The sequence below is a fragment of the Kitasatospora sp. NPDC054795 genome (assembly GCF_053611565.1).
On sequence record NZ_JBSHAP010000038.1, the window covers coordinates 1 to 22,870 of the forward strand.

Genomic DNA, 22,870 nt, shown 5'->3' on the forward strand with positions numbered 1-22,870 from the left:
GCCGGCCCCCGGCCGCCCTGTCTCGGCAGCGCACGTGCGGGAAGTCCCTGCGGAACCGAACTCCTCCCCGCCCGGGTGCCGGCTCGGTGGAGCCGGCACCCGGGCGGTCCGGGGCGTACGGGGGTTCGCGCCGTGCGGTCAGACGGTGACCCGCTCGGTGCGCTCCGCCGGGACGTCGGCGGGCTGCTCGGCGGTGGCGGCGGGGGTGTTCTCCCGGGGCGCGGGGAGCACGGCCATGATCGCGCCGGAGATCACGATGGTCGCCGCCCAGGCGAGCCCGTACTTGCCGACGAAGGTGCCGGAGAACGGGCCGGCGAACCAGTCGCACTTGGTGAAGGCGAGCCCGATCAGCAGCGCGAGCACCCAGGAGACCATCGCCTGCCAGCAGAAGCCGGCCTTGTACCAGTAGGGGCTGTTCCTGCTGGTGTCCATCAGCGCGGCGGTGTCGTAGCGCACCGCACGCGACCGGCGGCGGAACATGTCCACCGCGTAGACGCCGATCCAGGCCGAGAAGGAGACGGCGAGCAGGATCAGGAAGGTGATGAAGGAGCCCAGGAAGCTCTTGGCGACCAGCATCAGCAGCAGGCCGCCGACCAGCGAGATCACGGCGTTGATGCTGACGGCCGTGGCGCGCGGCAGCTTCACGCCCATGGTCTGCGCGGTGAAGCCGGCCGAGTACATGGAGAGGCTGTTGATCAGCAGCATGCCCACGATCGCGGTCAGCAGGTAGGGCACGGCCAGCCAGGTCGGCAGCAGGTCGCCGAGGAAGGAGACCGGGTCCGCGGCCTGCGCCAGGCCGGGCGAGGCCACCGCCATCACGGCGCCCATCAGCACCATCGGCACCATCACCAGGCCGGCGCCGGAGACCGTCACGCCGACGATCTTCCGGCCGGAGGCGGAGTGCGGCAGGTAGCGGGCGAAGTCCGGGCCGGTGGGGACCCAGCTGATGCCGCCGGCGGCGATGGTCCCGATGCCGGCGATCATCATCGCGGTGGTGCCCGCGGGCTTGGAGAAGACCTCGCTCCAGTTCATGGTCGCGATCAGGTAGCCCAGGACCAGGACGCTGAAGACGCCGAAGAGGTACGTCGACCAGGTGTTGCAGACGTTCAGCGCCTTGCGGCCCATGCCGGAGACCAGGAAGGTGCAGGCGACGAAGGCGAACAGCGTGATGACGATCAGCGCGGTGTTGCTCTTGACGCCGAACATCAGGTCGAGGACGGTCAGCACGGCGTAGGCGCCGGTGACGGCGTTGATCGTCTCCCAGCCGAACCGGGCGACCCAGAGGATCGCGCCGGGGAAGAGGTTGCCGCGCACCCCGAAGGTGGCCCGGGAGAGCGTGGCGCCCGGGGCGCCGCCCCACTTCCCGGAGACCGACAGCACGCCGACCATGCCGAAGGAGGCGAGTGCGGCGCACGCGGCGACGACCAGGACCTGCCAGAAGTTCAACTGGTTGAACACCACCAGGGCCGCGCCCATGGTGAGGAGCAGGACGCTGATGTTCGCCGCGACCCAGGTCGGGAAGAGCTCGCGGACTCTGCCCCGGCGCTCGTGGTCCGGGACGGGTTCGATACCGCGGGTCTCTATCGCGCCGTCGACGTCGACGGTGGACAGGTTGTCCATGAGGGTGGCTCCGTGCGTGTGAAGCGGGAGAATGAAACAGGCAAATGGAATATTTATGGAACTCTTCGCGCGTAGCGCGGGAGTTCAGCCATCCTACTTTGTCCACTTCGTTACGGGTTCGACCCAGTGGTCCGGCGGTCCGGCGGCCCGGCGGCGGAGCCACGGGCGCTACGGGCTGTGACGGCCGCTCCCGCACCGCCGTCCGGGCCGTCCCCGGCGCCCGGCGCCCACCTCGGCGGCGCGGCTTCCGCCGCGGCCTGTTCACCGCCCGCCGGGGGCGGCAGACTGGCGGCCGGGAGAGAGGGGCCGAGATGGCTGTCACGTTCGCGGGGGCCGACACCCGCCCGATCGGCACCATGACCTGCGACCACGGGTGCGGTGCCGTCTTCCACGACGGCAGGGCCGAGACCGACGGCCCGCTGATCCACCAGCGGGCCGCTCTCGCGGGCTGGTTCTACCCCTGCCCCGCACCCGGCGTGCAGATCGACGTCTGCCCCGGCTGCCAGCCCTACGACGGCTACTGACCCGGTGCGGGCGGCGGAGGGATCCCGCACCGCCCGGCGCTGTGCGCCGTCCTGGGGGCGCGCCCCGACCGTGCGTACGCCCCCGGCGCCGCCCCCGGAGGCCGGAACCGCCGGTCACCCACCCCCGGCGGGCCGGATTCTCCCCCGCGCAGGGAAGTTGACCCGTTCCCCCCACATCGCGGTGCGTCGTGGTGCATGATCGCAACGTGAGCACCTGGTGGGACAAGCGCCGCAACGCCCGGCTGGCAGAACTGGCGTCCATGCTGGAGTTCTTCGGCGCCGAACCCGTCGAAGACCCCGGCGTCGGCGAACTCGCCCATGCCGCCGCAGCCCTCGCCGAGGAGTACCGCGCCAGCGACCGCGGCCAGGCCATACACCGCGCCGGCGAGCTGCTGGGACAGGCCGCCGCCGCACTGCACACCGCCGACCGCCTGCGCGGCACCCTGCTCCCCGTCGTCAACCACCACCTGCGCGCCGCCGCCGCGGCCCTGTCGCACGCCCGCGCCTGCCTGCACGCCCAGGTGATGGCGGGCACCGCCCGCCCCGGCCCGGCACCGGAAGCCGGCTGACCCACCCCGCTCGCGCGGGGCGACGCGTTCACTGCGCCGCCCCACCGCACGGATCGCCCTGCTCGGCGGCCGCGCCGCCCGCGAAACCGTTGCCCGCAGCGACAGCGGCCCGTACGGAGGCGGCCCGTACGAAGGGTCCGGCGCGGCCACCTCCAGCAGCGACTACTGACATCCCTCCGTCAGGACCGCCGGTGCGGTGGCCGGACCGCTCAGTCCCACGGGCTGGTGGGCACCGGGCCGGGTGCGACGATCGCCGCGATCCAGCCGTCGCGGGCCAGGCCCTCCCAGACCTGCCCCCAGCCTTCCGGGACGCCGAAGGTCAGCAGGTCGGCCCGGTGCTCCTCGTCGCGGAGGAGCTCGAAGTGGCCCTCGCAGAGGTCCTCGGTGCCCCGTCCGGCCGGCGGGCCGCCGAAGCTGGCGGCGTCCGCCGGACCGCGGCGGAAGGGCCCGGTCAACGCCGAGAGCGAGCAACGCGGCCACGGCCGCCGTGTCGGGGGCGGTGAGCGGCCGGGCGCGCAGCGCCTGCCAGAGGAGGAGGAGAACCAGGCCCAGGTAGGCCGGCGCGGCGATCCACATCAGCGCGACACGGTGGCGCGCGGACACCCCGCGCGGCCTGGTGGCGAGGCCCACCAGGGCGATGACCGGCATCAGGGCCATCAGGGCCATCAGGACGGCGGTGACGGCCAGCGGCCGGTTCACGGCCCACGCCCGCCGCACCAGCTCCGAGGACCTGCCGACCCACACCGTGCGACGTCCTTCTCCGCAGCCGCTCCGGTACCTCCTGCGGAAGAACACCATGGCCCGCAGCCGGCGGACGGGCACGCCGCCGGGCCGCGTGCCGGCGCCCCGTAACGTCCACGGGCGAATCCCCGGACGACCGGCCGCCTGCCGCGCCTACGACGTTCGGGCGCCTCACCCGGGGCCGGGCGACGCCTCGCCCGGGAGTTCGGACGGCAGGTGGTCGTAGCCGAATCGGCCGGGCACCGCCCGGGCGAGCGCCCGGACCAGCGCGGCCGGCGGTGCGGCGAAGACCCCGGGGTAGTCGCGCTCGCCCCGCTCCGGCCGGACCGGCCAGGCCAGCCGTTCCCGGTCCAGGTCGTACCGCGCGTCGACCCCCTCCCGGTTGCCCCGGGCGTCCAGGCGGGACCAGCGGCCGTCCAGGTGCACGGCGTTGAGGGCGTGCAGCACGAATCCGCCCTCGCCGTCCTCCAGCCGCTGGTAGCAGAGGCCGGTCGGCACGCCCTGCGCCCGCAGCAGCGCGGCCAGCAGGTTCGACTTGCCGTGGCAGATCGCGTTGCGCGCGGCCAGCACCTCGGAGGCGCGGAACGCCCCGCTGTACGCGCCCGCGTCCGCGGAGTGCGCCACCCGGTCGCGGACGTGGTGGTACGCGGCCTCCGGCGCGGCCAGCTCGGCGGCCAGCCGCCGCAGCTCCGGGTGCTGATGGTCGATCACCTCGTCCGCCCCGAGGTAGGCGGCGAGGTCGTCGGTCTCCGGTTGCAGGATCATGCCGCCCACGGTGCCGGGCGCACCGTCCACCGCGGGCGGAATTCCACCCCCTGGACAGGCGGCAGGGGACAGGGCCCGGGGCCGCACTGCCCGCCTTGCCCGGGTGGCGGGGCGAACGGCAGGGTACGGGCAGCCGTGGCCCCGCCTCGCCCCCGCGGGCACCGCTCGTCCCCGCCCCGCATCTCCGCTCCGGAAGGCACCCGCGATGACCGACACCACCCGCCCCGCACCCGGCCCCGCCGTTCCACCCGTCGATCCGCACGCCCAGGGGGAGCCGGACGACCGGGAGCAGGGGCTGCTCGGCGACGTCCGGCACCGGGTCCGCCTCCGGGCCGCCGGGACGGGCCCGCGCGCGATCGCCCAGGCCCTCGCCGCCGCCCGGAGGATCGAGCGCACCGCCTACCGGCACACCGGTGCCGGGGAGGAGGAGGCCGCCCTCCACGCGGCCACCGCCCGCGACGAATGGCAGCGCGTCCACAACCACGTCGCCGCCACCGCCTCCCCGCTCTACGACCCGGACGACGACCCCGAACTCCAGCGGGCCCTGGGCCGTGAGCGCCACCGACGGGAGGTCGCCGCCCGCGCCCGCGAGGCCGCCGGCCTCGACCGCCTCACCGACGGCGACCACCAGCCGTCCGCGACCACCCCACCGGCGCCCTCGGCCCGGCCCTGCTGCTGCACCGGGTCGTGCCGCGCCGGGGCATGAGCCGGCCGGGGCGCTACGGCGCGGGTCAGGCCGGGACGAGGTCCCACAGCTGGTCGGGGGTGCCGGCGGCGGGTGCCTGGGTGACCGCTCCTCCGGCCCGGGCGGGGGAGGTGAGGGCGAGGCCGGAATTGGCGTTGGTGATGGTGTAGCCGCTGGTGCGGTCGCCGCGGACGCGGAAGGCCTGGTTGGGGCTGGACATCCGTGACACGTCGGCGGGGTCGACGGTGACGGCGGTGCAGTGGAACTGGATCAGGGGGGTGCCGGCGGTGGTGCTCGACCCGGTCACGTCCAGGCACTGGTCGCTGTGCACCGGGCGCAGGTTCCAGCCGCCCAGGGCGGCCCTGAAGGTGAAGGCCTGGTTGGGGTTCCCGGTGGGGGAGAAGCCGAGCAGGGGTGCCTGGTCGGCGACCGAGGAGCCGGAGACGTCGAGGTAGAGGCCGGTGGAGCGGTTCACGACGCGGTAGCGCTGGTCGAGCTTCGGGTCCTCGAAGCCGTAGGACGTGGGCAGGAGGTAGGAGCCGCGCCACGTCGAGTCGGCGTAGTACTGGCGCCGGTACCAGTCGGCGTAGTCCGGTCGGCAGGAGCCGCCGCGGTGGATCTCGTCGTCGTACGGGCAGTAGGCCTCGAAGACCTGCTGCTTGCGGGCCTGCGCCGGGCCGTCCAGGTTGGGGGCCGACTCCCGGGCCAGGTAGTCCCGGTAGTAGGTCGTGCGCGGCCAGGTCCCGCCGCGACGGTTCAGGGCGCCGAGCAGCAGCCTGGTCGTCGCGACGTGGTCGGGGTGGAAGTTCCCGTCCATGGAGCTCCGCTGGTGGTCCGCCGACGGATCCTCGGTGTTGATCACGGTCGGCCCGTAGTCGTCGATGACGCCCTGGACGAAGGCGAGGACCTGCTCGCGGCTCAGCCGCTGCTGCACCGGCGTGTCCGCGCCCGGGACGGGCCAGGCCTCCCGGCCGTCCGCGTACAGCGCCCACAGCTGGCCCTTGAACATCGTGCCGGCGTCGTTGGACGCGGCGGCGTCGGGCACGCGCAGCTCGACCGTGGAGATCCGGCCGCCCAGCGACCAGGTCGTCGCCCGCACGCCCGCCGCCGAGTAGGGCGCGTGCTGCCAGTCGCCGGGGATGCCGGCGGCCGCCCGGTAGGCCTCGCGGTCGCCGGCCTCACGGCTTTCCATGTAGGCGTACTTGTCGGCGTCCGTGGGATGCGCCGCGACGTCGTCCCGGCTGTAGTACGAGCCGACCAGGAACAGGGTCCGCACGCAGACGTCGGGGTTCGCCAGGTCGTGGATCAGGTCGGGGGTCAGGAAGAGCAGGTCGTCGTCGTGGTGGGCGACCACGTCCAGCACCCGGCCGCCCGAGCACGGTGCGGCGGGCGCCGCGCCGGCCTGCGGGGCGGCCACGACGCCCGCTGCCAGCAGGACGGTCGACAGGACGCCGGAGACCCGGCCGGTGAATCGCACAATCTCCCCCTCGGTGCCTCGGTGCCGCGGGGCACCGGGCCGGGATGCTCCCGGCAGCACCACGCATCATCCGTCAACGCACGGACCGGCGGGGGCACGTCTGCGGGGTGTGGCGGGGGTCTCAGTGGCGGCCGGTCGGTGGTGACCCGGTGTGACGGCGGCGGGCCCGTCAGCGATGCCGCCGAACCCGGGGCGGTGAGGGCGCTCACACACGGATGCAATGAACGACGACGGCTAGCAGTGTCCGTTATGCCCGTCTTCTGCCGCGGGGCGGGGGTGTCCGTGCAGGCGGGGAGGGGTCGAGGCGTGCGGGGCGGCGGTTCCTTGGAATCGGAGCCGGGCGCGTGGCTACGACGGCGGATCGTAGCGAGGGGGTCTTGGCGGGGGCCGATCCGGTCTGGCAACTTGGCATTCGTCGCCAGCCACACCGGCTCCTGTCCCGCCGGTGGACGGCTTCCCGCCGCGCCACACCCCGCGACCGTTCGGCCCCTGTCCGGCCACGGTCGACACGGGGCGTGACACCGGCCCAACCCGAACGAGGTCTTGCTCTACATGCCCGCTTTCAAGCTCCGTATGCGTACCTCTGCCGCTATTCTCGCCGGCGCCGCCGGTGTGACCGCCCTGGGTGCCGCCGTGGTCCCCGCCGTCGCCTCCGCCGCCGAGGCCTCCCCGCAGGCCATCGCCGCCCAGATCGTCCCGGCGGACCAGCTGGCCTCGTTCAGCCAGATCATCGCCCACGAGTCGGGCTGGAACGTGACCGCGACCAACCCGAGCTCCGGCTCCTACGGACTGGGCCAGGCACTGCCGGCCTCCAAGATGGCCTCGGCCGGCGCGGACTGGAAGACCAACCCCTCCACCCAGATCAAGTGGGCGCTGGACTACATGAACACCCGCTACGGCAGCCCGAACGCCGCCTGGAACTTCTGGCAGTCCCACCACTGGTACTAAGCCGACACACCGGCTTCCCCTCACCCCGGGGGCCGGACAGGGACCACCGGAGTGACCCACGAGGGCCCGCGCCCGCGCATCCCGCGCGGACGCGGGCCCTCGTGCCCGTTTCACGCCCCCCGCACCCACCGACCGGAAGAACCGGCCCCCAGCTGCCCCGGTCGTGCCCGACCCGCGTCAGTGGCCGCACCCGCAGCGCCGGAAACCGAAGTCGAGGGTGTGGTCGTTCTCGCCCGGCCCGCCGGTGGTCAGCGCCCGCTCGGGATACCTTCCCCCCGGCGGGACGACGCCCTTGGAGTTGACGAAGGGGTCCTCACCGACGTCGTGCCTGGTGGGCGCCCACCGGTACAGCGGACCGCCCTCGGCGTAGTCGGACGGGTTGTCCAGCCGGATCGTGTACCCGGTGTGCGGCCGGAGGCCGCCGTCCACGTTCGAGTCGTCGAAGTAGTACTCGCCGCGCGCCGTCGTCCCCGTCGTGCCGACCAGCCGGCCCGCCCCGTCGTACAGGTGGACGGTGACGCCCGCCGCGGGGAGCTGGCCCGGCTCCTGGAGGCCCGTGCGCTCGGGGTCGTACCAGACCCGGTTGCCGATCTGCAGCGGCGCCCGGTCGCAGAGCACCTCCAGGTCGCCCATCGAGGCGCCCTTGCCGAACGGCGCGGGGACGTTCGCCGGGTTGAGCCGCAGCCCGACCCTCGGGTCCTGCCGGCCGTCCGCCCGCTGGACGAAGGCCGTGCCGTAGCCGAAGGCCGTGTCGTTGGGGTCGAACCCGGAGGTCCCGATGGTGGTCTCGACCTTGGACAGCGCCATGCCGGCGTAGGCCGCGTTGTGGTGGAAGCCCATCCGGCTGGTGTCGAAGAAGCGGGTGCCCCGGGGCGAGAGACCGCAGCCGTTGTTGGTGTCCAGCACGTAGGTGCCGTTCGCCGGGCAGGCCTTGTTCAGGTCGCCGCCCGACAGCACCTCGCCGACCGCGGCGCCCGCCGCCGCCTGGCCCGTCGCCCGGTCGGCGAGGCGGTCGCGGAAGGCCAGCAGCATCGAGCCGTCCGCCTCGAAGCCGACCTCGCCCAGCTCCGGCTCCGGCTGGGCGCGGTAGCCGGAGCAGGCCTGGCCGTTCTGCGCGGTCGGGTAGGTGTCCGTCCACGGGAACCAGCCCGCGCCGTCGCACGGGCCCGCGCCGACGGTCGACTGGCGCGGGTAGTCCAGCGGCTGGTCCAGCACGGCCGGCCCGAACCGGCCGGTGGCCGGGTCGAAGGGCAGCACGACCGCCCGCAGGTCCGACACCGCGCCCGTCGACTCGCCCGAGCAGACGCCGCCGAGGTAGCCGGTCCCGTCCTGCAGGCCCAGACCGAAGGGGCGCCAGTCCGCCGCCGAGGCACAGCCCGGTTCCGGGACGGGGTAGACGGCCTTCGGAGCCGCCGCGGTCGCCGCGGTCGCGTCGTAGCGGTACAGCCGACGGTCGTTGAGGTTGACGACGAACAGATCCCTGCCGTCGTCCGTCACCTTGAGCCCGCCGAGGCTCTCCTTGCCCGGCACCGCCAGGAACGCGTCGTCCGCGCCCGGCCCGTGCGCGGTGCCCCCGGCGTCCGGGACGGTGGTGAACAGCGTGGTGCTGTTCCGCGCCAGGTCGGTCACGTAGATCCCGCCGGGGCCGCCCGGGCCGTAGCCCGTGGTGCGCTTGGCCGCCGCCGAGGAGAACACCCGCCGGTCGGCCCGGTTCCACGCGATGCCGAACAGGGTGCCGGTCTGCGCGTCGGTGGCGATGTCCGTCACGTTCACGTCCACGCCGTCCTGGCCGCGCGCACCGTACGGGAACGACACCAGCGTGCGCTGCGCACCGCCTCCCCACGTGGTGTTCTGGCAGGTCGTCACCAGGGGGGCGTTCTTCTGGCAGTAGTCGCCGGGGCTCCACAGCCCGGTGGTGTACGAGACGTTCCCGCCGTCGGAGAGGTCGACGAACTCCTCGTTGGAGCTCAACAGGTTCGGCGCGCCGCCCAGCCCCTGCCGCGAGGCGAAGGCGGGGAACAGCACGCCCGGCTTCGGATTCACCACCCGCACCCGGTACTTGCCGCCGTGGTCCCGGTGCGGCGGCGGTGCCAGCGTCACCGTCCCGTCGGCCGCCGTGGTGCCCTCGACACGAACCCGGTCCCCGCCGGTGAGCGTCACCCGCACACCCGCCAGCCCCGGCTCCAGCGCGGGCGTCCACGCGCCCGAGGCGTCCACGGCCCGGACCACCCGGACCGTCACCGCCCCGTCCGCGCCCTGCGGGAACGCCGGCGGTGCCGTCAGCAGCCCGCTGCCGGTCAGCGCGACGGCGAGCACCGCGGCCCGCGCGACCCACGTCCTTCGTCCTCTCGTCCCCACCTGGGCCCCACTCTCATGATCGGCGGGCGGACGCCCGATCCCGACAGGGCCCCCAGGAGAGCCGCAACCGGTCGTGTACGTCCCCGTTTCGGGGTACGTTCACCGGTGCGTGTGACGCGGAACGAGCCGGAAATCGCATCAAGTTCGGATACCGCTCCGTGAGTTCGCATGCGACCCGAGGTGGCGGGGTGGTCGTGTCGCCGGGGGAGTGCGGCGGGTCACCCGAGGTCGAAGGTGTTCGGCAGGCCGAGGCGGTAGCGGGCCTCGTCGACCAGCTTGAGCGGCTCCAGCTCCGGGGGCCGGAAGAGCCCCCGGACCCGGCAGCGACCGGCGCTCGAACCGTCCGCGTCCAGCAGGGCGTTGACGGCGCGCCGCGCGGACTCGTTGGCGCCCTCCATGGTCGCCAGGTCGACGTCGGTGCGGACGTAGTCGCCGGCCAGGAAGAAATTGCCCACCGCGGTCGCGGCGCAGGGCCGGTCGTACAGCGTTCCGGCCGGGTGGACCAGCAGCTGCTCGCGGTTGGCCGGCGCCGGCCCGCCCAGACCGGTGACGGCCGGGTCGAGGAACCACCCGTGCACATCCGCGTCCGCCGGCCACCCGCCGCCCGGCCGCTCGAAGGCCCGCCGGCACTGCGCCCAGACCTCGCGGGCCACCTCCTCGCGGGTGCACTCCTTGGCCGTCCGGCCGTACAGGATCCCGGGCCGGTCCCACTCCGAGACGCAGACCGAGAGGCAGTCGCGCACCGTACCGTCGCCGTACGCGGCCGCGAAGTCCCGGTCCCAGAACTGCGCCTGGCCGACCGCGGTGAGCGACCACGGGGAGTCCAGGCAGACGGCGTGGCCGTGCACCAGCCGTACCGGGCGGCGCTGGTAGAACTGGATGCCCGTCATCCAGTCCGTGCCGATCGCGTCGCAGCGCGCCAGCCGGGGATCGGCGGCGCGCAGCCCCGGGCCCCAGGTGGCGCGGGCGTGCTCGACCGGCAGCGCGCTCAGGTAGTAGTCCGCCCGCACCGTCCCGGGGGCGCCGCCGCCGGCCGGCGCCACCTGGACCCCGGTGATCCGGCCCTCGGCGTACAGCACCTCCCGGACCTCGGTCCCGGTGCGGAACTCGACGCCCAGCGAGGCCAGATGGGCCGCCCACGGGTCGATCCGGGCCTCGCTGGTGGGGCCGTTGAGCACCCGGTCGGGCTGCCCGTCGCCGCCGCGCCCGAGCAGCCCGTTCAGCAGGAAGGCCTCGACGACCGTGCGGGCCACCGTACGGGTGCTGGCCCGCTCGGCCCGGGTCGCGACCAGGTCCCGGGTCAGGCCGACCCCGAGGAGGCGCTGGTAGTCGTGGGACATCCGCCCCGCCCTGATGAAGTCCCACCACGGCACCCGCTCCCACTGCTCCTCGCGGCGCACGTCGCAGCTGGTCAGGTGGACCAGGAGCCGGTCCACGAAGTAGGCGAGCTCGCCGGCGGGCAGGTGCAGCACCTCGTCCAGCGCGCCGGCCAGGGTCCGGCGCAGGGCGTCCGGGGCGAGGTCGCCCAGGTCGAGCGGGCGGGCGAGGGACCGGAACGGGAGGAGCAGTCCCGGGCGCGGGGCGTCGAAGGCCAGCAGCGCCTGGGTGGCGTCGCGCAGGTTGTCGTGGACGCCACCGGGGTTGCCGGCGCACGGGATGCGGCGCAGGGTGTCCGGCAGGTTGCGGTAGAAGCCGGGGAAGAAGCGGAAGCCGTGCTCGCCCGGCAGCGCCCGACGGCCACCGGCCGCGCTGCCCGGCACGTCCATGCTGCGGGCCTTGCCGCCGAGCGCGTCGTAGTACTCGTACACCGTCACCCGGTAGCCGCGCTCGGCCAGTTCGTGCGCCGCGCTCAGCCCGGAGACCCCGCCGCCGAGGACCGCCACGGTCCGCCCCGGGCCACCGCGGGCACCGGCGCCCGTTTCCCGCGGGAGCGCGCCCGCCACCGGGCCGACGGCCAGAGCGCCTCCCAACGAGGCGGCACCGGACAGGAACTGACGTCTCGTCCGACCTCTCGCCGCAGCCTCCCGCGAGCCCTCGCCCAACTTCACGACGCGCACACCTCCACCCTCCTGGTCGCCCGAGCGGCGAGGACGACCCCCGGGTGTGCAACGACCGGGCCCGGCACCGGTCACCCACCGCGCGCCCCGCGTCCACACCCCGGGCCGGCGGCCCGTACGGCCCGCCGGGCCCGCCGAAATCCAGGTGCGCCCGGCCGACTCCCCCCGCACACTGGGCCGGTCACGCACCGTTGTCGCGAAGGAGCCCCGTGCAGGGAGCAGTCAGCGTCTCGCCCGCCCAGATCCCCGAGCTGCTGCTCGGCCTGGCCACCGTCCGCCCGGTGTTCCTCTGGGGCGCCCCCGGGATCGGAAAGTCCTCCCTGGTCAGGGCGTTCGCCGAGTCGCTCGGCCTGGAGTGCGTGAGCCTGGTCGGCACCCAGCTCGCCCCGGAGGACCTGATCGGCGTCCCGCAGCTCACCCCCGAGGGCCGCTCCCGATTCTGCCCGCCCGAGCAGATCGCCCGCGACCAGCCGTACTGCCTGTTCCTGGACGAACTCAACGCGGCCTCGCCGGACGTCCAGAAGGCCTTCTACTCGCTGATCCTGGACCGCAGGATCGGCTCGTACGAGCTGCCGCCCGGTTCGATCGTGATCGGGGCAGGGAACCGCGCCACCGACGGCGCGCTCGCCCGCCCGATGGCATCCGCGCTGGTCAACCGCATGGTCCACGTCCATCTGCGGGCCAGCGCCGAGGACTGGCTGCGCTGGGCGGCCGGCGCCGGCATCCACCCCTGGATCGTCGACCACCTCACCGACCGGCCCGACCACCTGTGGTCCGCCCCGCCCAAGACCGAGGAGCCGTTCTCCACACCGCGCGCCTGGCACATGCTCTCCGACGCGCTGCACTCCTTCGGCCCCACCCTCGACGAGGAGACCCTCAAGGTCGTCGCCCACGGGCTGCTCACCGCGCAGCACGCGGTCGCCTTCTGCGGCTACGCGAAGATCGTCCGCAACTCCTACGGCCTGGAGGCGATCCTCAAGGGCGACGCCCGCTGGCCGCACCGGCTGGAGGACCGCGACCTGCTCTACTACCTGGCCGACGCCTTCCGCGGCCGGCTGGTCAAGGAACTGCCCGCCCGCAAGGAGCACGCCTCCGGGGCGCAACGGCAGACCGCCTTCCGGGCCAAGTCGCTGCTGGTGCAGCTGGCCGAGATCTCGGTGGAGGTCGCCCAGACGGTGATCGCCGACGGCTCGGACGGCAACCCGGTGCTGCCCGCCTGGTTCCTGATCGAGGCCGCCCGGGACATGCCCCGCCTGGTCGAGGCCCGCCGGTGAAGCACGCCCCGGCCGACCGGAAGAAGCCGGACCCGGGCGCCGAGGCCTTCGCCGAGGGCCTCCGACTGCTCCGCCGCAACCCGGCCCTCGCCGCCCTGCGCGCCGGCGTCTGCCGCACCGAGACCTGCACCACCGCCCCGCCGAACGGCTGGGCGGTGGCCGATTCCAACGGCACCCTGCACGTCAACCCGCGCCGCCGGGCCGAACCCGAGGAATGGGCCTGGGTGCTGGCGCACTGCCTGCTGCATCTCGGCTTCGGCCACCTCCCGGGCGCCCGCGGCCCCCGGACCCAGCCCGACACCCACCAGGCCGCCGCCCGCTGCGCGGTGGTCAACCGCTTCCTCGCCACCTTCCCGGTCGGCCGCGCCCCGGTCGTCCTCCCGCAGGAGTACCCGGGCGGCGACGAGGAGGAGCTGGCCGACCGCTGGCGCCGCGACGGCCTGCCCCCGCCCGACGCCGCCGGGACGGCCGGCACCGCCGAACGCGACCAACTGCTGGTCGAATGGCGCGGCCACGGCCAGGCCCGCGAGGACTGGCCCACGGCCTTCGCCGCCGCGCTCACCCGCACCATGTCCGCCGCGATGGACCGGGCCGGCGGCCGGATCGACACCGAGACCGGCGAACGCCTGCCCGAACGGCCCTGGAACAGGGCACTCAACTGGTTCGTCTCCTCCTACCCCCTGCTCGGCGGCATCGCGGCCGGCCTCACCGTCGTGGCCGACGCCGAACTCGCCCGCGCCCACGACATCGCCGTCGCCGCCGTCAACGCCGAGGCCGGCGAGATCTACGTCAACCCGCTGCGCCACCACGCCGACGAGGAGTGGCGGTTCGTCCTCGGCCACGAGATCCTGCACGCCGCCCTGCGGCACGGCGAGCGCCGCGGCGGACGGGACCCGTTCCTGTTCAACGTCGCCGCCGACTACGTCATCAACGGCTGGCTGCTGGAGATGGGTGTCGGCGAGATGCCCGACGGGCTGCTGCACGACCCGCAGCTGAACGGCCTGTCGGCCGAGGAGGTGTACGACCGGATCGCCCGCGACCAGCGCCGCATCCGCCGCCTCGCCACCCTGGCCGGGAAGAACCGCCCGGACGTCCTCGGCGAACCGCTGGGAGCGCCCCGGGACTACGTCGACCTCGACGACTTCTACCGCCGCGGACTTCAGCAGGGCCTCGAACTGCACCGGCGCGAACGCGGCCTGCTCCCGGCCGGGCTGGTCGAGGAGATCCGCGCACTCGCCCACCCCCCACTGCCCTGGGACGCCCGACTGGCCCGCTGGTTCGACGAGTTCGTGCCGAGCCCGGAACCGGTGCGCAGCTACTCCCGCCCCGCCCGCCGGCAGTCCGCCACCCCGGACATCCCCCGGGCCGGCCGCCACCGCCCCGAGGAGGAGGTGCCACGCTGCACCTTCGGGGTCGTCCTGGACACCTCGGGCTCGATGGACCGGGCGCTGCTCGGCAAGGCGCTCGGCGCGATCGCCTCCTACGCCGCCGCCCGGGACGTCCCGGCCGCCCGGGTGGTGCACTGCGACGCCGCCCCGCACGACGCCGGATACCTCCCGGTCGAGGAGATCGCCGGGCGCCTGCGGGTGCACGGGCGCGGCGGCACCGTCCTCCAGCCGGGCATCGACCTGCTGGAACGGGCCGAGGACTTCCCGCCCGGGGCACCCGTCCTGGTGATCACCGACGGCGAGTGCGACGTCCTGCGGCTGCGCCGCGAGCACGCCTTCCTCGTCCCGCGCGGTGCCGCACTCCCGTTCACCCCGCGCGGGCCGGTCTTCCGGATGAGCTGATGCTCCGTCCCGTGAGGTCGGGGACGCGGCCCCCGCCGGGCACCGACGTCCCGCTCCCGGCCCCGGCCGGTGGCGCGGAACCGGGCCCCGGGCACGGGCGTCCGTCCATCTCGACGGTGGCCGATGATCAAGGCTGTCGGCCGTCCCCCGGAAGGAGCACCGTGACGGACCGTACGGCGAAGAGCACGCGGAAAAGGGCGGCGAAGAGCGCGGCGAAGAGCGCGGCGAAGAGCGCGGCGAAGAGCGCGTCGCCCGCCGGCAGGGGCCCTTGGCGTCGCGCCGCGCTGATCGGGTGCGGGGTGCTGCTGCTGGGCCCGGCCGTGCTCGCGGTGGTGCGGGTCCTCGGATGGGACGACGGCACGGTGTGGGCCCTGCCGATGGCCGGGCTGCCGTACGCGGCGCTGCTCAGCGTGCTGCTGCTGGTGGCGGTGGCGGTGCTGCGCGGGCGGTGGCTGACCGGGGTCGCGGCGGCGCTGGTGGTGCTGCAACTGTGGTGGCTGATACCCCGGCTCGTCCCGGGCGGGGCCGACGCCCCGGCCGACGCGCCCCGGCTGCGGGTGGCGACCAGCAACAACTTCATGGGGCAGGTCTCGCCGAAGTCCCTGGTCGACCTGGTGCGCGACCAGCGGATCGACGTGCTCGCGGTCGAGGAGCAGAGCGACTCCGCCGCCGACGCGCTGGACGCGGCCGGCATCCGCGCCCTGCTGCCGCACCGCGAGCGGCCGGCCGGCACCGACACCGCGCTCTACACCCGGCTGCCCGTCAGCTCCGCCGCCGACCCGGCCTGGCCGACCACCAACCTGACCGTCGACGTCGGCGGCCGTCCGGTGCAGCTGGTCGCCGTGCACACCTACTACCCGCTCGGCGACGCCCGCCGCTGGGCCGAGGGACTGCACGACCTGCGCGCCGCCGCGCCCGGGCGCACCCGCAACGCGGTCCTGCTGGGGGACTTCAACGCCACCCTCGACCACAAGCCGATGCGCGACCTGATCGGCACCGGCCTGACCGACACCCACGAGGAACTCGGCGCGGGCCTCCACCCGACCTGGCCCCAGGACCACCCCGACTACCCGGTCCCGGCCGCGATCCAGATCGACCACGTCCTGCACGGGCCCGCGCTGACCGCCGTCGACGTCTCCGAGCACTCCCTGTCGCGCAGCGACCACCGCGCCGTGGTGGCCGAACTCGCCGTCCTGCGCTGAACGCGGAACCCGAACGCGACGGGCCGGGGACGGCTCCCGCACCGTCCCCGGCCCCTCACCGGGCCGCCCCGTCCCGTCACGTGGGTGACCACCCGGCCGCGGTGACGGAGGGACGGCGAACCGGCGCCGGTGCGCCTCGTCGTTCCCCAGGCCTGTTCCAGGGGCTCCCTCGTCCCGCCGCGACGTTCCAGGGGGCAACAAAAGCGCAGGTCACGGCGGGTTTCACCGTTCCAGCGTCCCGAACCGCCGGGCAGTGGTGGCGGGCGGGACGGATCCCGGGGCAGTCTGTGCTCCGGCGGCGAACGGCACCGAGCCCGAGGGGTCGCCCGACCCGCCGGGCCTCCACGGAGGCGACGGCCCGCGCCGTCCGCCCGCCGCCGGGCCGAACGCCCCCAGCACGCCGAACGCCTCCCGCCACGCACCACCCGACCCAGAAGGAAGCCCTGCCATGCGCACCTCGAACCGCCGCCCGATCGCCGTCCTGCTGGCCACCGCCGGACTGCTGGCCGCCGGGGCCGTCCCGGCCGCCGCCGTCCACGGCGGAGCGGACACCACGACCAGGTCCCACCCGTTCGTCGTGGCCCTGGAGACCGCCACGGGCGAGCAGTGGTGCACCGGCGCGCTGATCGCGCCGACCAAGGTGCTCACCGCGGGCCACTGCGTCGCCGAGGCGACCGACCCGACCTCACTGCGGGTGATCGCCGGGCGGACCGACCTGACCGGCTCCGGCGGCCAGGTCCGCCGGGTGAAGGGCTACCGGGTGGACCCGCGCTACACCGCCGGCCTGGACCACGACTCCGCCGTCCTCACCCTGGACCGTCCGTTGCCGCAGGCACCGGTCCGGGTGGCGCGGCAGGGGGACGAGGCGCTCTACCGGTACGGCCGCCCGGCCACACTGCTGGGGTTCGGGCGCACCGGCTCGGACGGGCAGCCCGGCACCCACCTCAAGCAGGCGCAGCTGACGCTGGCTCCGCCGGCCTCCTGCGACCCGTACACCTCGCCCGACGACTCGCCGCTGCTCAAGGTCTGCGGCCTGCCGCGGGCCGGCACGACGGACAGCGTCTGCAAGGGGGACTCGGGCGGGCCGCTGGTGGCCGGCGGCGTGGTGATCGGCGTGGTCTCCACCGGCAACAAGTACTGCGACACCCAGTACCCGGTCTCGGTGTTCACCCGGGCCACCGACGTCCCCGCGCAGCTGCTGTCCTAGCCGGTGGCCCATCGGGCAGCGCCTCGCCGGCCGAGGGCTTCGACGTCCTCCTCCTCCTCCGGGCGCGCCCGCGCGCCCGGAGGAGGAGGAGGAACGCCCTAACCGCCGCAGGTCAGGTCCTTCGCGGGCAGCCGGCCCGTGGTCAGGTAGCGGGCGACGCTGCCGTCCGCGCAGGAGGGGCCGGCCACCACCACGCCGTGGCCTTCGCCGCCGGACACCGTGACCAGCCGTGCACCGTGCAGCGCCCGCCGCATGCCCTGGGCCATGGCCAGCGTCGCCTGCGGATCCCACTGGTTCTGCACGATCAGCGCCTTGACGTCGTTGTCCACCACGGTGGCCGGCTCGCCGCCCGCCGGCTTCCAGAACGCGCACGGCAGGATGTTGGCCCCCAGGTCGCCGGCCAGCGGGTACCGGGCCCGGTCACGGACCGCGTCCCGGCGGTACTGCTCGGGGTCGCGCGGCCAGCTGCGGGTGTCGCCGCAGAGGACGGACCACGCGACGGAGACCGTGTTGTCCGCCGGAACGACCGACGGCACCGCCGGTGCGGCCGGCCCGCCCGCGGCGGCGGCCTTCAGCGCGACGATCCAGGGGGTGACGGCCCCGACGTGGACGAATGCCGCGTAGCCGGACCGGATGGCGTCGCCGTCGAGCGACCCGTCCTCGGTCGGGACGGGCGTGCGGTCGGCGTGCGCGACCAGGTCCCAGTACGTCCTGCGGACCTCCGCCGCCGTCGCACCCAGTCCGTACGCCGCGTCGCGGGCGGCGGCCCACTCGGTCCAGCGGGTGAAGGCGAGTTCGGCCCCCGCCGACGCCTCCCGGAGCCCCCCGCGCCACACGAGCGACGGGTCGAGCGCGCTGTCGAGCACGAAGCGGTCCGAGCGCTGGGGGAACATCTGGGTGTAGACGGCGCCCAGGTAGGTGCCGTACGAATGCCCGAAGTAGGAGATCCTCCGCTCGCCCAGTGCCGCCCGGACGACGTCCATGTCCCGCGCCGTGTTGCGGGTGGTGATGTGCGGCAGCACGTCCCCCGCCTTGGCCCAGCACTTGTCGGCCACCGTCCGGGCCCAGGCCACGTCCTTCGCGAACGTTCCTGCCGAGTACGGGTGTTGGAAGGTCCGCTCGTCGGCCTTCAGGTCGCAGCCGATCGGCGAGCTCTGCCCGGCACCGCGCGGGTCGAACCCGATCAGGTCGAACCGGTCCCGCACCTCCGCCGGCAGCAGCGGCTCCATCTCCACGGGCATGGTCAGCCCCGGGCCGCCAGGGCCCCCGGGATTCATCAGCAGCACGCCGTGCCGCTGCTTCGCACTGCCCGCCTTGACCCGCGATATCGCGATGTCGATCGTCCGGCCGCCGGGGTCGGCGTAGTCCAGCGGCACCTCGACCTTCGCGCACTCGAACGCCGCCGGGCGGTCCGCATCGCAATGCTCCCAACGGAGTTGCTGCTGCGCGTACCGCTGGAGCGGATCGCCCGCCGCGAACGCCGTCACGGGGGTGAGCGCCGCCAGCGCGGTCGTCACCGCGCCGACCGTCAGCGCGGAAATCGTCCGTCCGTCTCGCAGAACCATGCCAGTCCTCTGTGCAGAATCGGTGCCTCGGAAGTGCTTCCAGTCTCCGTTCCGCCGCCCCGCACCCCGTACGGCGCGAGGATGGGTTCATGATCCACCCTGCGGCGTACGCCGCCGCGCCGACGTAGGGCCGGAGGCCCATGCCCCGTCATCCACCTGGCCGCCCGGCCGGCCGCCCGGACCGGGGCGCCCGGCCGTCGGCGCCGGCAACCCGACCGGCCCGACCCTTCGTGAGCCCCCTACTGTGCTCGACGCCCGGATGATTCGGCGCCGGCGTGCAACCCTTGCGGCGGCGCGGCGGTGAGTAGGGCAGAGCGACGGTCCGGTCGGGTCGTCGCGTGGACGAAGAGGAATCGGATGACCGCGAGCGCATTGCACATCCCGGTGGAGGACCGGCCCAGGCCCGGCACGGCACCGGCTTCCGCGGGCGGCCCCGGCCTGCGGGAGCTCGACTTCGAGGGGTTCGCCGCCACCCGCTGGCGGCGCCTGGTACGCACCGCCTACCTGCTCACGGGCGACTACCACGAGGCCGAGGACGTGGTGCAGGCGACGTTCGCGAAGGTCTTCAGGAACTGGTCCCGGATCAGCCGCCTGGAGGAGCCGGACGCCTACGTCCACCGGGCCCTGGTGAACAACAACCTGAGCCGTCACCGGCGGCGCCGGGTCAGGCAGCTGCTCGTGCCCGTCCTCCCCGACCGGGCGCACACCGCCGGCGGCGGTCACCGCGACGTCGAGGAGCGCTCGGTGCTCCTCCAGGCACTGGCCGAGCTGCCGCAACGCCAGCGGGCCGTGGTCGTCCTGCGCTACTGGGAGGACATGAGCGAGTACCAGGTCGCCGAAGTGCTCGGCTGCTCGCTCGGCAACGTGAAGAGCCAGGCCAGCCGAGGCCTGGCGAAACTGCGCAGCCACCCGGTGCTGGCCCCGTACGCGGCGGGCACCGCTTCGACGATCGACGGCACGGACGGAGGCAACAGGTGATGGACACCGAGGACATGGTGCGCGGCGCCCTGCGGGACGAGGCGGCCCGGGTCGCGGTGGCGGACTGGTCCGCCGGGCCCGTGCAGGTCCACGTGCGCCGGCAGCGGCGGGGGCGCCGCCTGGCGCTGGGGGTGTCCGCCGTGGCGGCCGCGCTCGCGGTGGTGGCCGGTACGGGGGCGGTCCTGTCCGTGCAGGACGGGGCCCGGACCGTGGCGCCGGCCTCGCAGCCCCTGCCGGCACCGGTGGGTCCGGCGCCCGAGGCTGTGGTCGTGGAGCCAGGCCAGCAGCTGTCGCTGGGCCGCGATGACTGGTGGATGCAGCTGAGGGACCAGGAGATCTGCATCCACGACCCCGTCGCGTACAAGGACAGCCAGGGGTGCGGCGGGTACTCCTGGGCGTCGGGCGAGACCCAGATCACCATGCAGTACCTCGGGTCGTCCCCGCAGTACCGGGAGGGTCTGTACAACCTCGTTTACCAGGGGCCCGGGCGGGTGGCCGCGATGGCCATCGAGCTGGACGGCCAGGCGCACTGGGCCACCGTCGCCTCGCTTTCCGGCGACCCGGGTTTCGCCAGCGGCGTCTTCTGGGGGCCCGCGCTCAAGGGGTCCAGCGACGGAAGCGGCTATCCGCCGGGGGGCATCCGGCTCGCCGCGTACGACGCCCAGGGGAAGGTACTGGCGAGCAAGACGTTGTCGTCCTGACCGGACCGCAGCCTGATCGTGGAGCCGGCCGCTCCTCGTGGGGCGGGCGCCCCGCGCATGAAACCGGGGACAAGCGGTTGGGCACCCCGGCCCTACGGAACCCGACCGGGGTGTGGGGGGCGGCGGCGACCCACGCGGACCCTCCCCCCTCGTGGACGATCACCCCGCACCCCCGACCCTGCGCGTCTTCGTGGCGCTCGCCCCGCCCGACGACGCCAAGGACGAACTGGCCCGGGCCCTGCGGCCCGCGTATGCCGGGTACCCGCGGCTGCGGTGGAACCGGATCGAGGACTGGCACATCACCCTGGCCTTCCTCGGCGAACAGCCGTCCACGGTGGTGCCGCTGCTGCGATCGGCACTGGCCGACGCGGCCGCGTCGCACCCCGCCCTGCACCTGGGCCTGCGCGGCGGCGGCCACTTCGACCAGCGACTCCTGTGGACCGGCATCGACGGGGACCTGGAAGGCCTGCACCGGCTCGCCACCGACGTCCGGGACCTGGTCGGGTCCTGCGGAATCGAATTCAGGGACCGGCCGCTGCGCCCCCACCTGACCCTGGCACGCGCCCGCCGTGACGACCCCGTCAGCGTGCCGCAGGCCGCGGCCGGGCTCGCGGGGTTCGTGGGCCGGCCGTGGCGGACCGAGCGCCTCCACCTCGTCGGCAGCAACATCGGCCGCGGCCCCGGGCCGATCCACTACCGCGACATCGAGGCGTGGCGGTTGGGCGCCGCCGTCCAGGCCCTCGGCGGCGGCTCCCTCGCCGAGCCGTAGCCCGCGGGCCAGCAGGCCAGCAGGCCCGCGACTCGCGGCGCGGCTGTCGGAGGTGCGCAGTACGGTCCTGTCATGGCAGCCAGAATCGATCTGACCCTCGACTGCGCGAACGCACCGCTCCTCGCCGCGTTCTGGAAGACGGCACTGGGCTATGTCGACGAGCCGCCGCCCGCACCCTTCACAACCCGCGAGGAGTGGCTCGCGCAGTTCGACCTGCCGGAGGACGACTCCGCGGACGACGGGGCGTGGCTCTGCGATCCCGACGGCACCGGCCCCCGCCTCTCCATCCTCAAGGTCCCCGAACCGAAGACGGCGAAGAACCGGCTCCACCTCGACGTCCGGGTGCCGGGACACGGCAGCCCCGGTGAGCGGTGGGCGCGGATCAAGGCGGAGTCCGAGCGGCTGGTGAAGGCGGGCGGGGCCGTCCTGCAGGAGTTCGACGGGCACCATGTCGTGATGGCCGACCCGGAGGGCAACGAGTTCTGCGTCGCCGCAGCCCCGGCCTGAGGCCGCAGGGCCAGGGGCCGGGGGCCGGGCACGCGCGCCGAGGACGGCGGATCCGACGCGGCGCCCGACGGTCACGGCCGGCCGGCTCCGGCGGTGCGCAGTGGGGGAGTGCGGGTCAGCGGCCGCTGCGGATGCGCACGAAGGCGGTCCTCGACCCGGCGGGACCCGTCACGCACCTACGGCCGGTACCGCTCGGCGAGGTCGCCGTAGCCGCCCGCTGTCCAGACCGCCTTGCGGAACTCCGCGAGGCCGAGCGACCCGGTGCCCTGTCCGGCGGTGGGCGGGAAGTGCGCGGTGCCGCAACGGGCGCAGTACCAGGCCTGGTTCCAGAGCCGTTCGGCCCGGGGCCGGCCCTCCAGACGCCGCCGCCTGGCGAGGAACAGCGCGGTCGCGCCCGCCAGCAGGGCGATCGCGACGGCAAGGATCAGATACGACCCCCAGAGCGGGACCAGCGCGTCGTTCGCGTCGGCGAGCGGGGCCGCCGCCTGCGCGGCCGGGGAAGCCGGAGCGGCCTTCGGGAGGCCGCCCGGGAGGAGGTCGGTGGGGAAGTCGTTGGGGAACCCCGGGTGCTTGGTCACCCAGTCCGGCGGCGAGAGGTCGAGCTTCCGGTCGACGGGCGCGTCGCGCGCCATGGTGCCCTGGACGAAGGTGAAGACCGCCCCGATCAGCGTCACGAAGCCCAGGGCCGCCAGCGTCTGGACCGCCGTGCTGGTCGTGGGCGGCGCGGGTGCCAGGGCCCGGCCGAGGGCGGACACCTCCTCGCGGGTCTCGGTGCGGCCGTCGCGGCCGGAGGAGCGCACGGTGACGTTCCGCCGCTCGCCCAGGTGGACCGCCGGCACGCTGCGGACCTGGTCGGTCAGCGCGCAGTTCGGGCAGGGCGTCAGGGAGCCGTGCGGTGGTGGCGCAGGGACGGCGTCGTTGATCGGCATGTGCGGAAATCCCCCCAGGAGTACGACAGTCGGACGAATGTTCGTATCCGGGTGGACGCCGCCGTACGGCCTCCGGTTGCGGCCCGCCGCGCGGACCGGGAACCGCGCGCCGAGGCCTCCGGGTTCAGGGCCTCGGCGTCCAGCCCGGTGGGGTGAGGGCGGTGTCGGTGAGGATCCTCGCCACGGTGCTGTCGAGGGTGCTGT

Annotated in this window: 20 protein-coding genes; 12 read left to right on the top strand and 8 right to left on the bottom strand. The window is 74.6% G+C overall.

Going from position 1 to position 22,870, the window contains the following annotated elements:
- Window positions 1-138 precede the first annotated feature (138 nt).
- Window positions 139-1,620 (bottom strand): purine-cytosine permease family protein, encoded by a 1,482-nt coding sequence (locus ACWGJO_RS15950; RefSeq protein ID WP_452184200.1) that lies wholly within the window; start codon window positions 1,618-1,620, stop codon window positions 139-141.
- Between the two features lie 311 nt (window positions 1,621-1,931).
- Here ACWGJO_RS15950 and ACWGJO_RS15955 point away from each other — a divergent pair, with 311 nt between their 5' ends.
- Both ACWGJO_RS15955 and ACWGJO_RS15960 read left to right on the top strand, forming a co-directional pair.
- Complete coding sequence (locus tag ACWGJO_RS15955; protein ID WP_380552140.1) at window positions 1,932-2,144, top strand: hypothetical protein; 213 nt, start codon at window positions 1,932-1,934, stop codon at window positions 2,142-2,144.
- 206 nt (window positions 2,145-2,350) lie between these two features.
- Window positions 2,351-2,713: a hypothetical protein gene (locus ACWGJO_RS15960; protein ID WP_452184202.1), complete on the top strand. Its 363-nt coding sequence runs from the start codon at window positions 2,351-2,353 to the stop codon at window positions 2,711-2,713.
- A gap of 209 nt (window positions 2,714-2,922) precedes the next feature.
- Here ACWGJO_RS15960 and ACWGJO_RS15965 read toward each other — a convergent pair whose 3' ends face one another.
- Together ACWGJO_RS15965 and ACWGJO_RS15970 are read right to left on the bottom strand one after the other, a co-directional pair.
- Complete coding sequence (locus ACWGJO_RS15965) at window positions 2,923-3,168, bottom strand: hypothetical protein (protein ID WP_452184203.1); 246 nt, start codon at window positions 3,166-3,168, stop codon at window positions 2,923-2,925.
- Between the two features lie 457 nt (window positions 3,169-3,625).
- Entirely contained in the window at window positions 3,626-4,219 is a 594-nt protein-coding gene (locus ACWGJO_RS15970; protein WP_452184205.1) for a transglutaminase-like domain-containing protein, read from the bottom strand.
- Between the two features lie 205 nt (window positions 4,220-4,424).
- Here ACWGJO_RS15970 and ACWGJO_RS15975 point away from each other — a divergent pair, with 205 nt between their 5' ends.
- Window positions 4,425-4,925, top strand: coding sequence for a hypothetical protein (locus ACWGJO_RS15975; protein WP_452184207.1), 501 nt, complete (start codon window positions 4,425-4,427; stop codon window positions 4,923-4,925).
- 25 nt (window positions 4,926-4,950) lie between these two features.
- Here ACWGJO_RS15975 and ACWGJO_RS15980 read toward each other — a convergent pair whose 3' ends face one another.
- The gene (locus tag ACWGJO_RS15980; RefSeq protein WP_452184209.1) at window positions 4,951-6,381 is read right to left on the bottom strand and encodes an RICIN domain-containing protein; all 1,431 of its coding nucleotides are present in this window, start codon (window positions 6,379-6,381) and stop codon (window positions 4,951-4,953) included.
- Between the two features lie 573 nt (window positions 6,382-6,954).
- On the opposite strand from ACWGJO_RS15980, the gene ACWGJO_RS15985 reads away from it, so the two are divergent.
- Window positions 6,955-7,329, top strand: a complete 375-nt coding sequence (locus tag ACWGJO_RS15985) for an aggregation-promoting factor C-terminal-like domain-containing protein (RefSeq protein WP_452184211.1) — start codon at window positions 6,955-6,957, stop codon at window positions 7,327-7,329.
- 177 nt (window positions 7,330-7,506) lie between these two features.
- On the opposite strand, the gene ACWGJO_RS15990 is transcribed toward ACWGJO_RS15985, so the two are convergent.
- Window positions 7,507-9,687 carry an SdrD B-like domain-containing protein gene (locus ACWGJO_RS15990; protein WP_452184213.1) on the bottom strand — a complete coding sequence of 727 codons (2,181 nt, stop codon included), beginning with the start codon at window positions 9,685-9,687 and terminating at the stop codon, window positions 7,507-7,509.
- A gap of 218 nt (window positions 9,688-9,905) precedes the next feature.
- Complete coding sequence (locus ACWGJO_RS15995) at window positions 9,906-11,729, bottom strand: hydroxysqualene dehydroxylase (RefSeq protein WP_452184295.1); 1,824 nt, start codon at window positions 11,727-11,729, stop codon at window positions 9,906-9,908.
- A 224-nt stretch (window positions 11,730-11,953) separates the two neighbouring features.
- Here ACWGJO_RS15995 and ACWGJO_RS16000 point away from each other — a divergent pair, with 224 nt between their 5' ends.
- From ACWGJO_RS16000 to ACWGJO_RS16015, 4 genes are all read left to right on the top strand, one after another.
- Window positions 11,954-13,018: an ATP-binding protein gene (locus tag ACWGJO_RS16000; RefSeq protein ID WP_452184215.1), complete on the top strand. Its 1,065-nt coding sequence runs from the start codon at window positions 11,954-11,956 to the stop codon at window positions 13,016-13,018.
- A complete protein-coding gene (locus ACWGJO_RS16005) occupies window positions 13,015-14,808 on the top strand; it encodes a vWA domain-containing protein (RefSeq protein ID WP_452184217.1) in 1,794 nt (597 codons plus the stop codon). Before ACWGJO_RS16000 ends, ACWGJO_RS16005 begins: the two co-directional genes overlap by 4 nt.
- Window positions 14,809-14,969: 161 nt before the next feature.
- Window positions 14,970-16,010 carry an endonuclease/exonuclease/phosphatase family protein gene (locus ACWGJO_RS16010; protein WP_452184219.1) on the top strand — a complete coding sequence of 347 codons (1,041 nt, stop codon included), beginning with the start codon at window positions 14,970-14,972 and terminating at the stop codon, window positions 16,008-16,010.
- A 448-nt stretch (window positions 16,011-16,458) separates the two neighbouring features.
- Window positions 16,459-17,217: a S1 family peptidase gene (locus ACWGJO_RS16015; RefSeq protein ID WP_452184221.1), complete on the top strand. Its 759-nt coding sequence runs from the start codon at window positions 16,459-16,461 to the stop codon at window positions 17,215-17,217.
- A gap of 98 nt (window positions 17,218-17,315) precedes the next feature.
- On the opposite strand, the gene ACWGJO_RS16020 is transcribed toward ACWGJO_RS16015, so the two are convergent.
- Window positions 17,316-18,782, bottom strand: a complete 1,467-nt coding sequence (locus tag ACWGJO_RS16020) for an alpha/beta hydrolase (RefSeq protein WP_452184223.1) — start codon at window positions 18,780-18,782, stop codon at window positions 17,316-17,318.
- Between the two features lie 357 nt (window positions 18,783-19,139).
- Here ACWGJO_RS16020 and ACWGJO_RS16025 point away from each other — a divergent pair, with 357 nt between their 5' ends.
- From ACWGJO_RS16025 to ACWGJO_RS16040, 4 genes are all read left to right on the top strand, one after another.
- The gene (locus tag ACWGJO_RS16025; RefSeq protein WP_452184224.1) at window positions 19,140-19,760 is read left to right on the top strand and encodes a SigE family RNA polymerase sigma factor; all 621 of its coding nucleotides are present in this window, start codon (window positions 19,140-19,142) and stop codon (window positions 19,758-19,760) included.
- Window positions 19,760-20,461: a hypothetical protein gene (locus ACWGJO_RS16030; RefSeq protein ID WP_452184226.1), complete on the top strand. Its 702-nt coding sequence runs from the start codon at window positions 19,760-19,762 to the stop codon at window positions 20,459-20,461. Before ACWGJO_RS16025 ends, ACWGJO_RS16030 begins: the two co-directional genes overlap by 1 nt.
- A gap of 151 nt (window positions 20,462-20,612) precedes the next feature.
- Complete coding sequence (gene thpR, locus ACWGJO_RS16035; protein ID WP_452184228.1) at window positions 20,613-21,230, top strand: RNA 2',3'-cyclic phosphodiesterase; 618 nt, start codon at window positions 20,613-20,615, stop codon at window positions 21,228-21,230.
- 72 nt (window positions 21,231-21,302) lie between these two features.
- Entirely contained in the window at window positions 21,303-21,737 is a 435-nt protein-coding gene (locus ACWGJO_RS16040; RefSeq protein ID WP_452184230.1) for a VOC family protein, read from the top strand.
- A gap of 176 nt (window positions 21,738-21,913) precedes the next feature.
- Here ACWGJO_RS16040 and ACWGJO_RS16045 read toward each other — a convergent pair whose 3' ends face one another.
- Window positions 21,914-22,666, bottom strand: a complete 753-nt coding sequence (locus tag ACWGJO_RS16045) for a hypothetical protein (RefSeq protein ID WP_452184232.1) — start codon at window positions 22,664-22,666, stop codon at window positions 21,914-21,916.
- Window positions 22,667-22,870 lie beyond the last annotated feature (204 nt).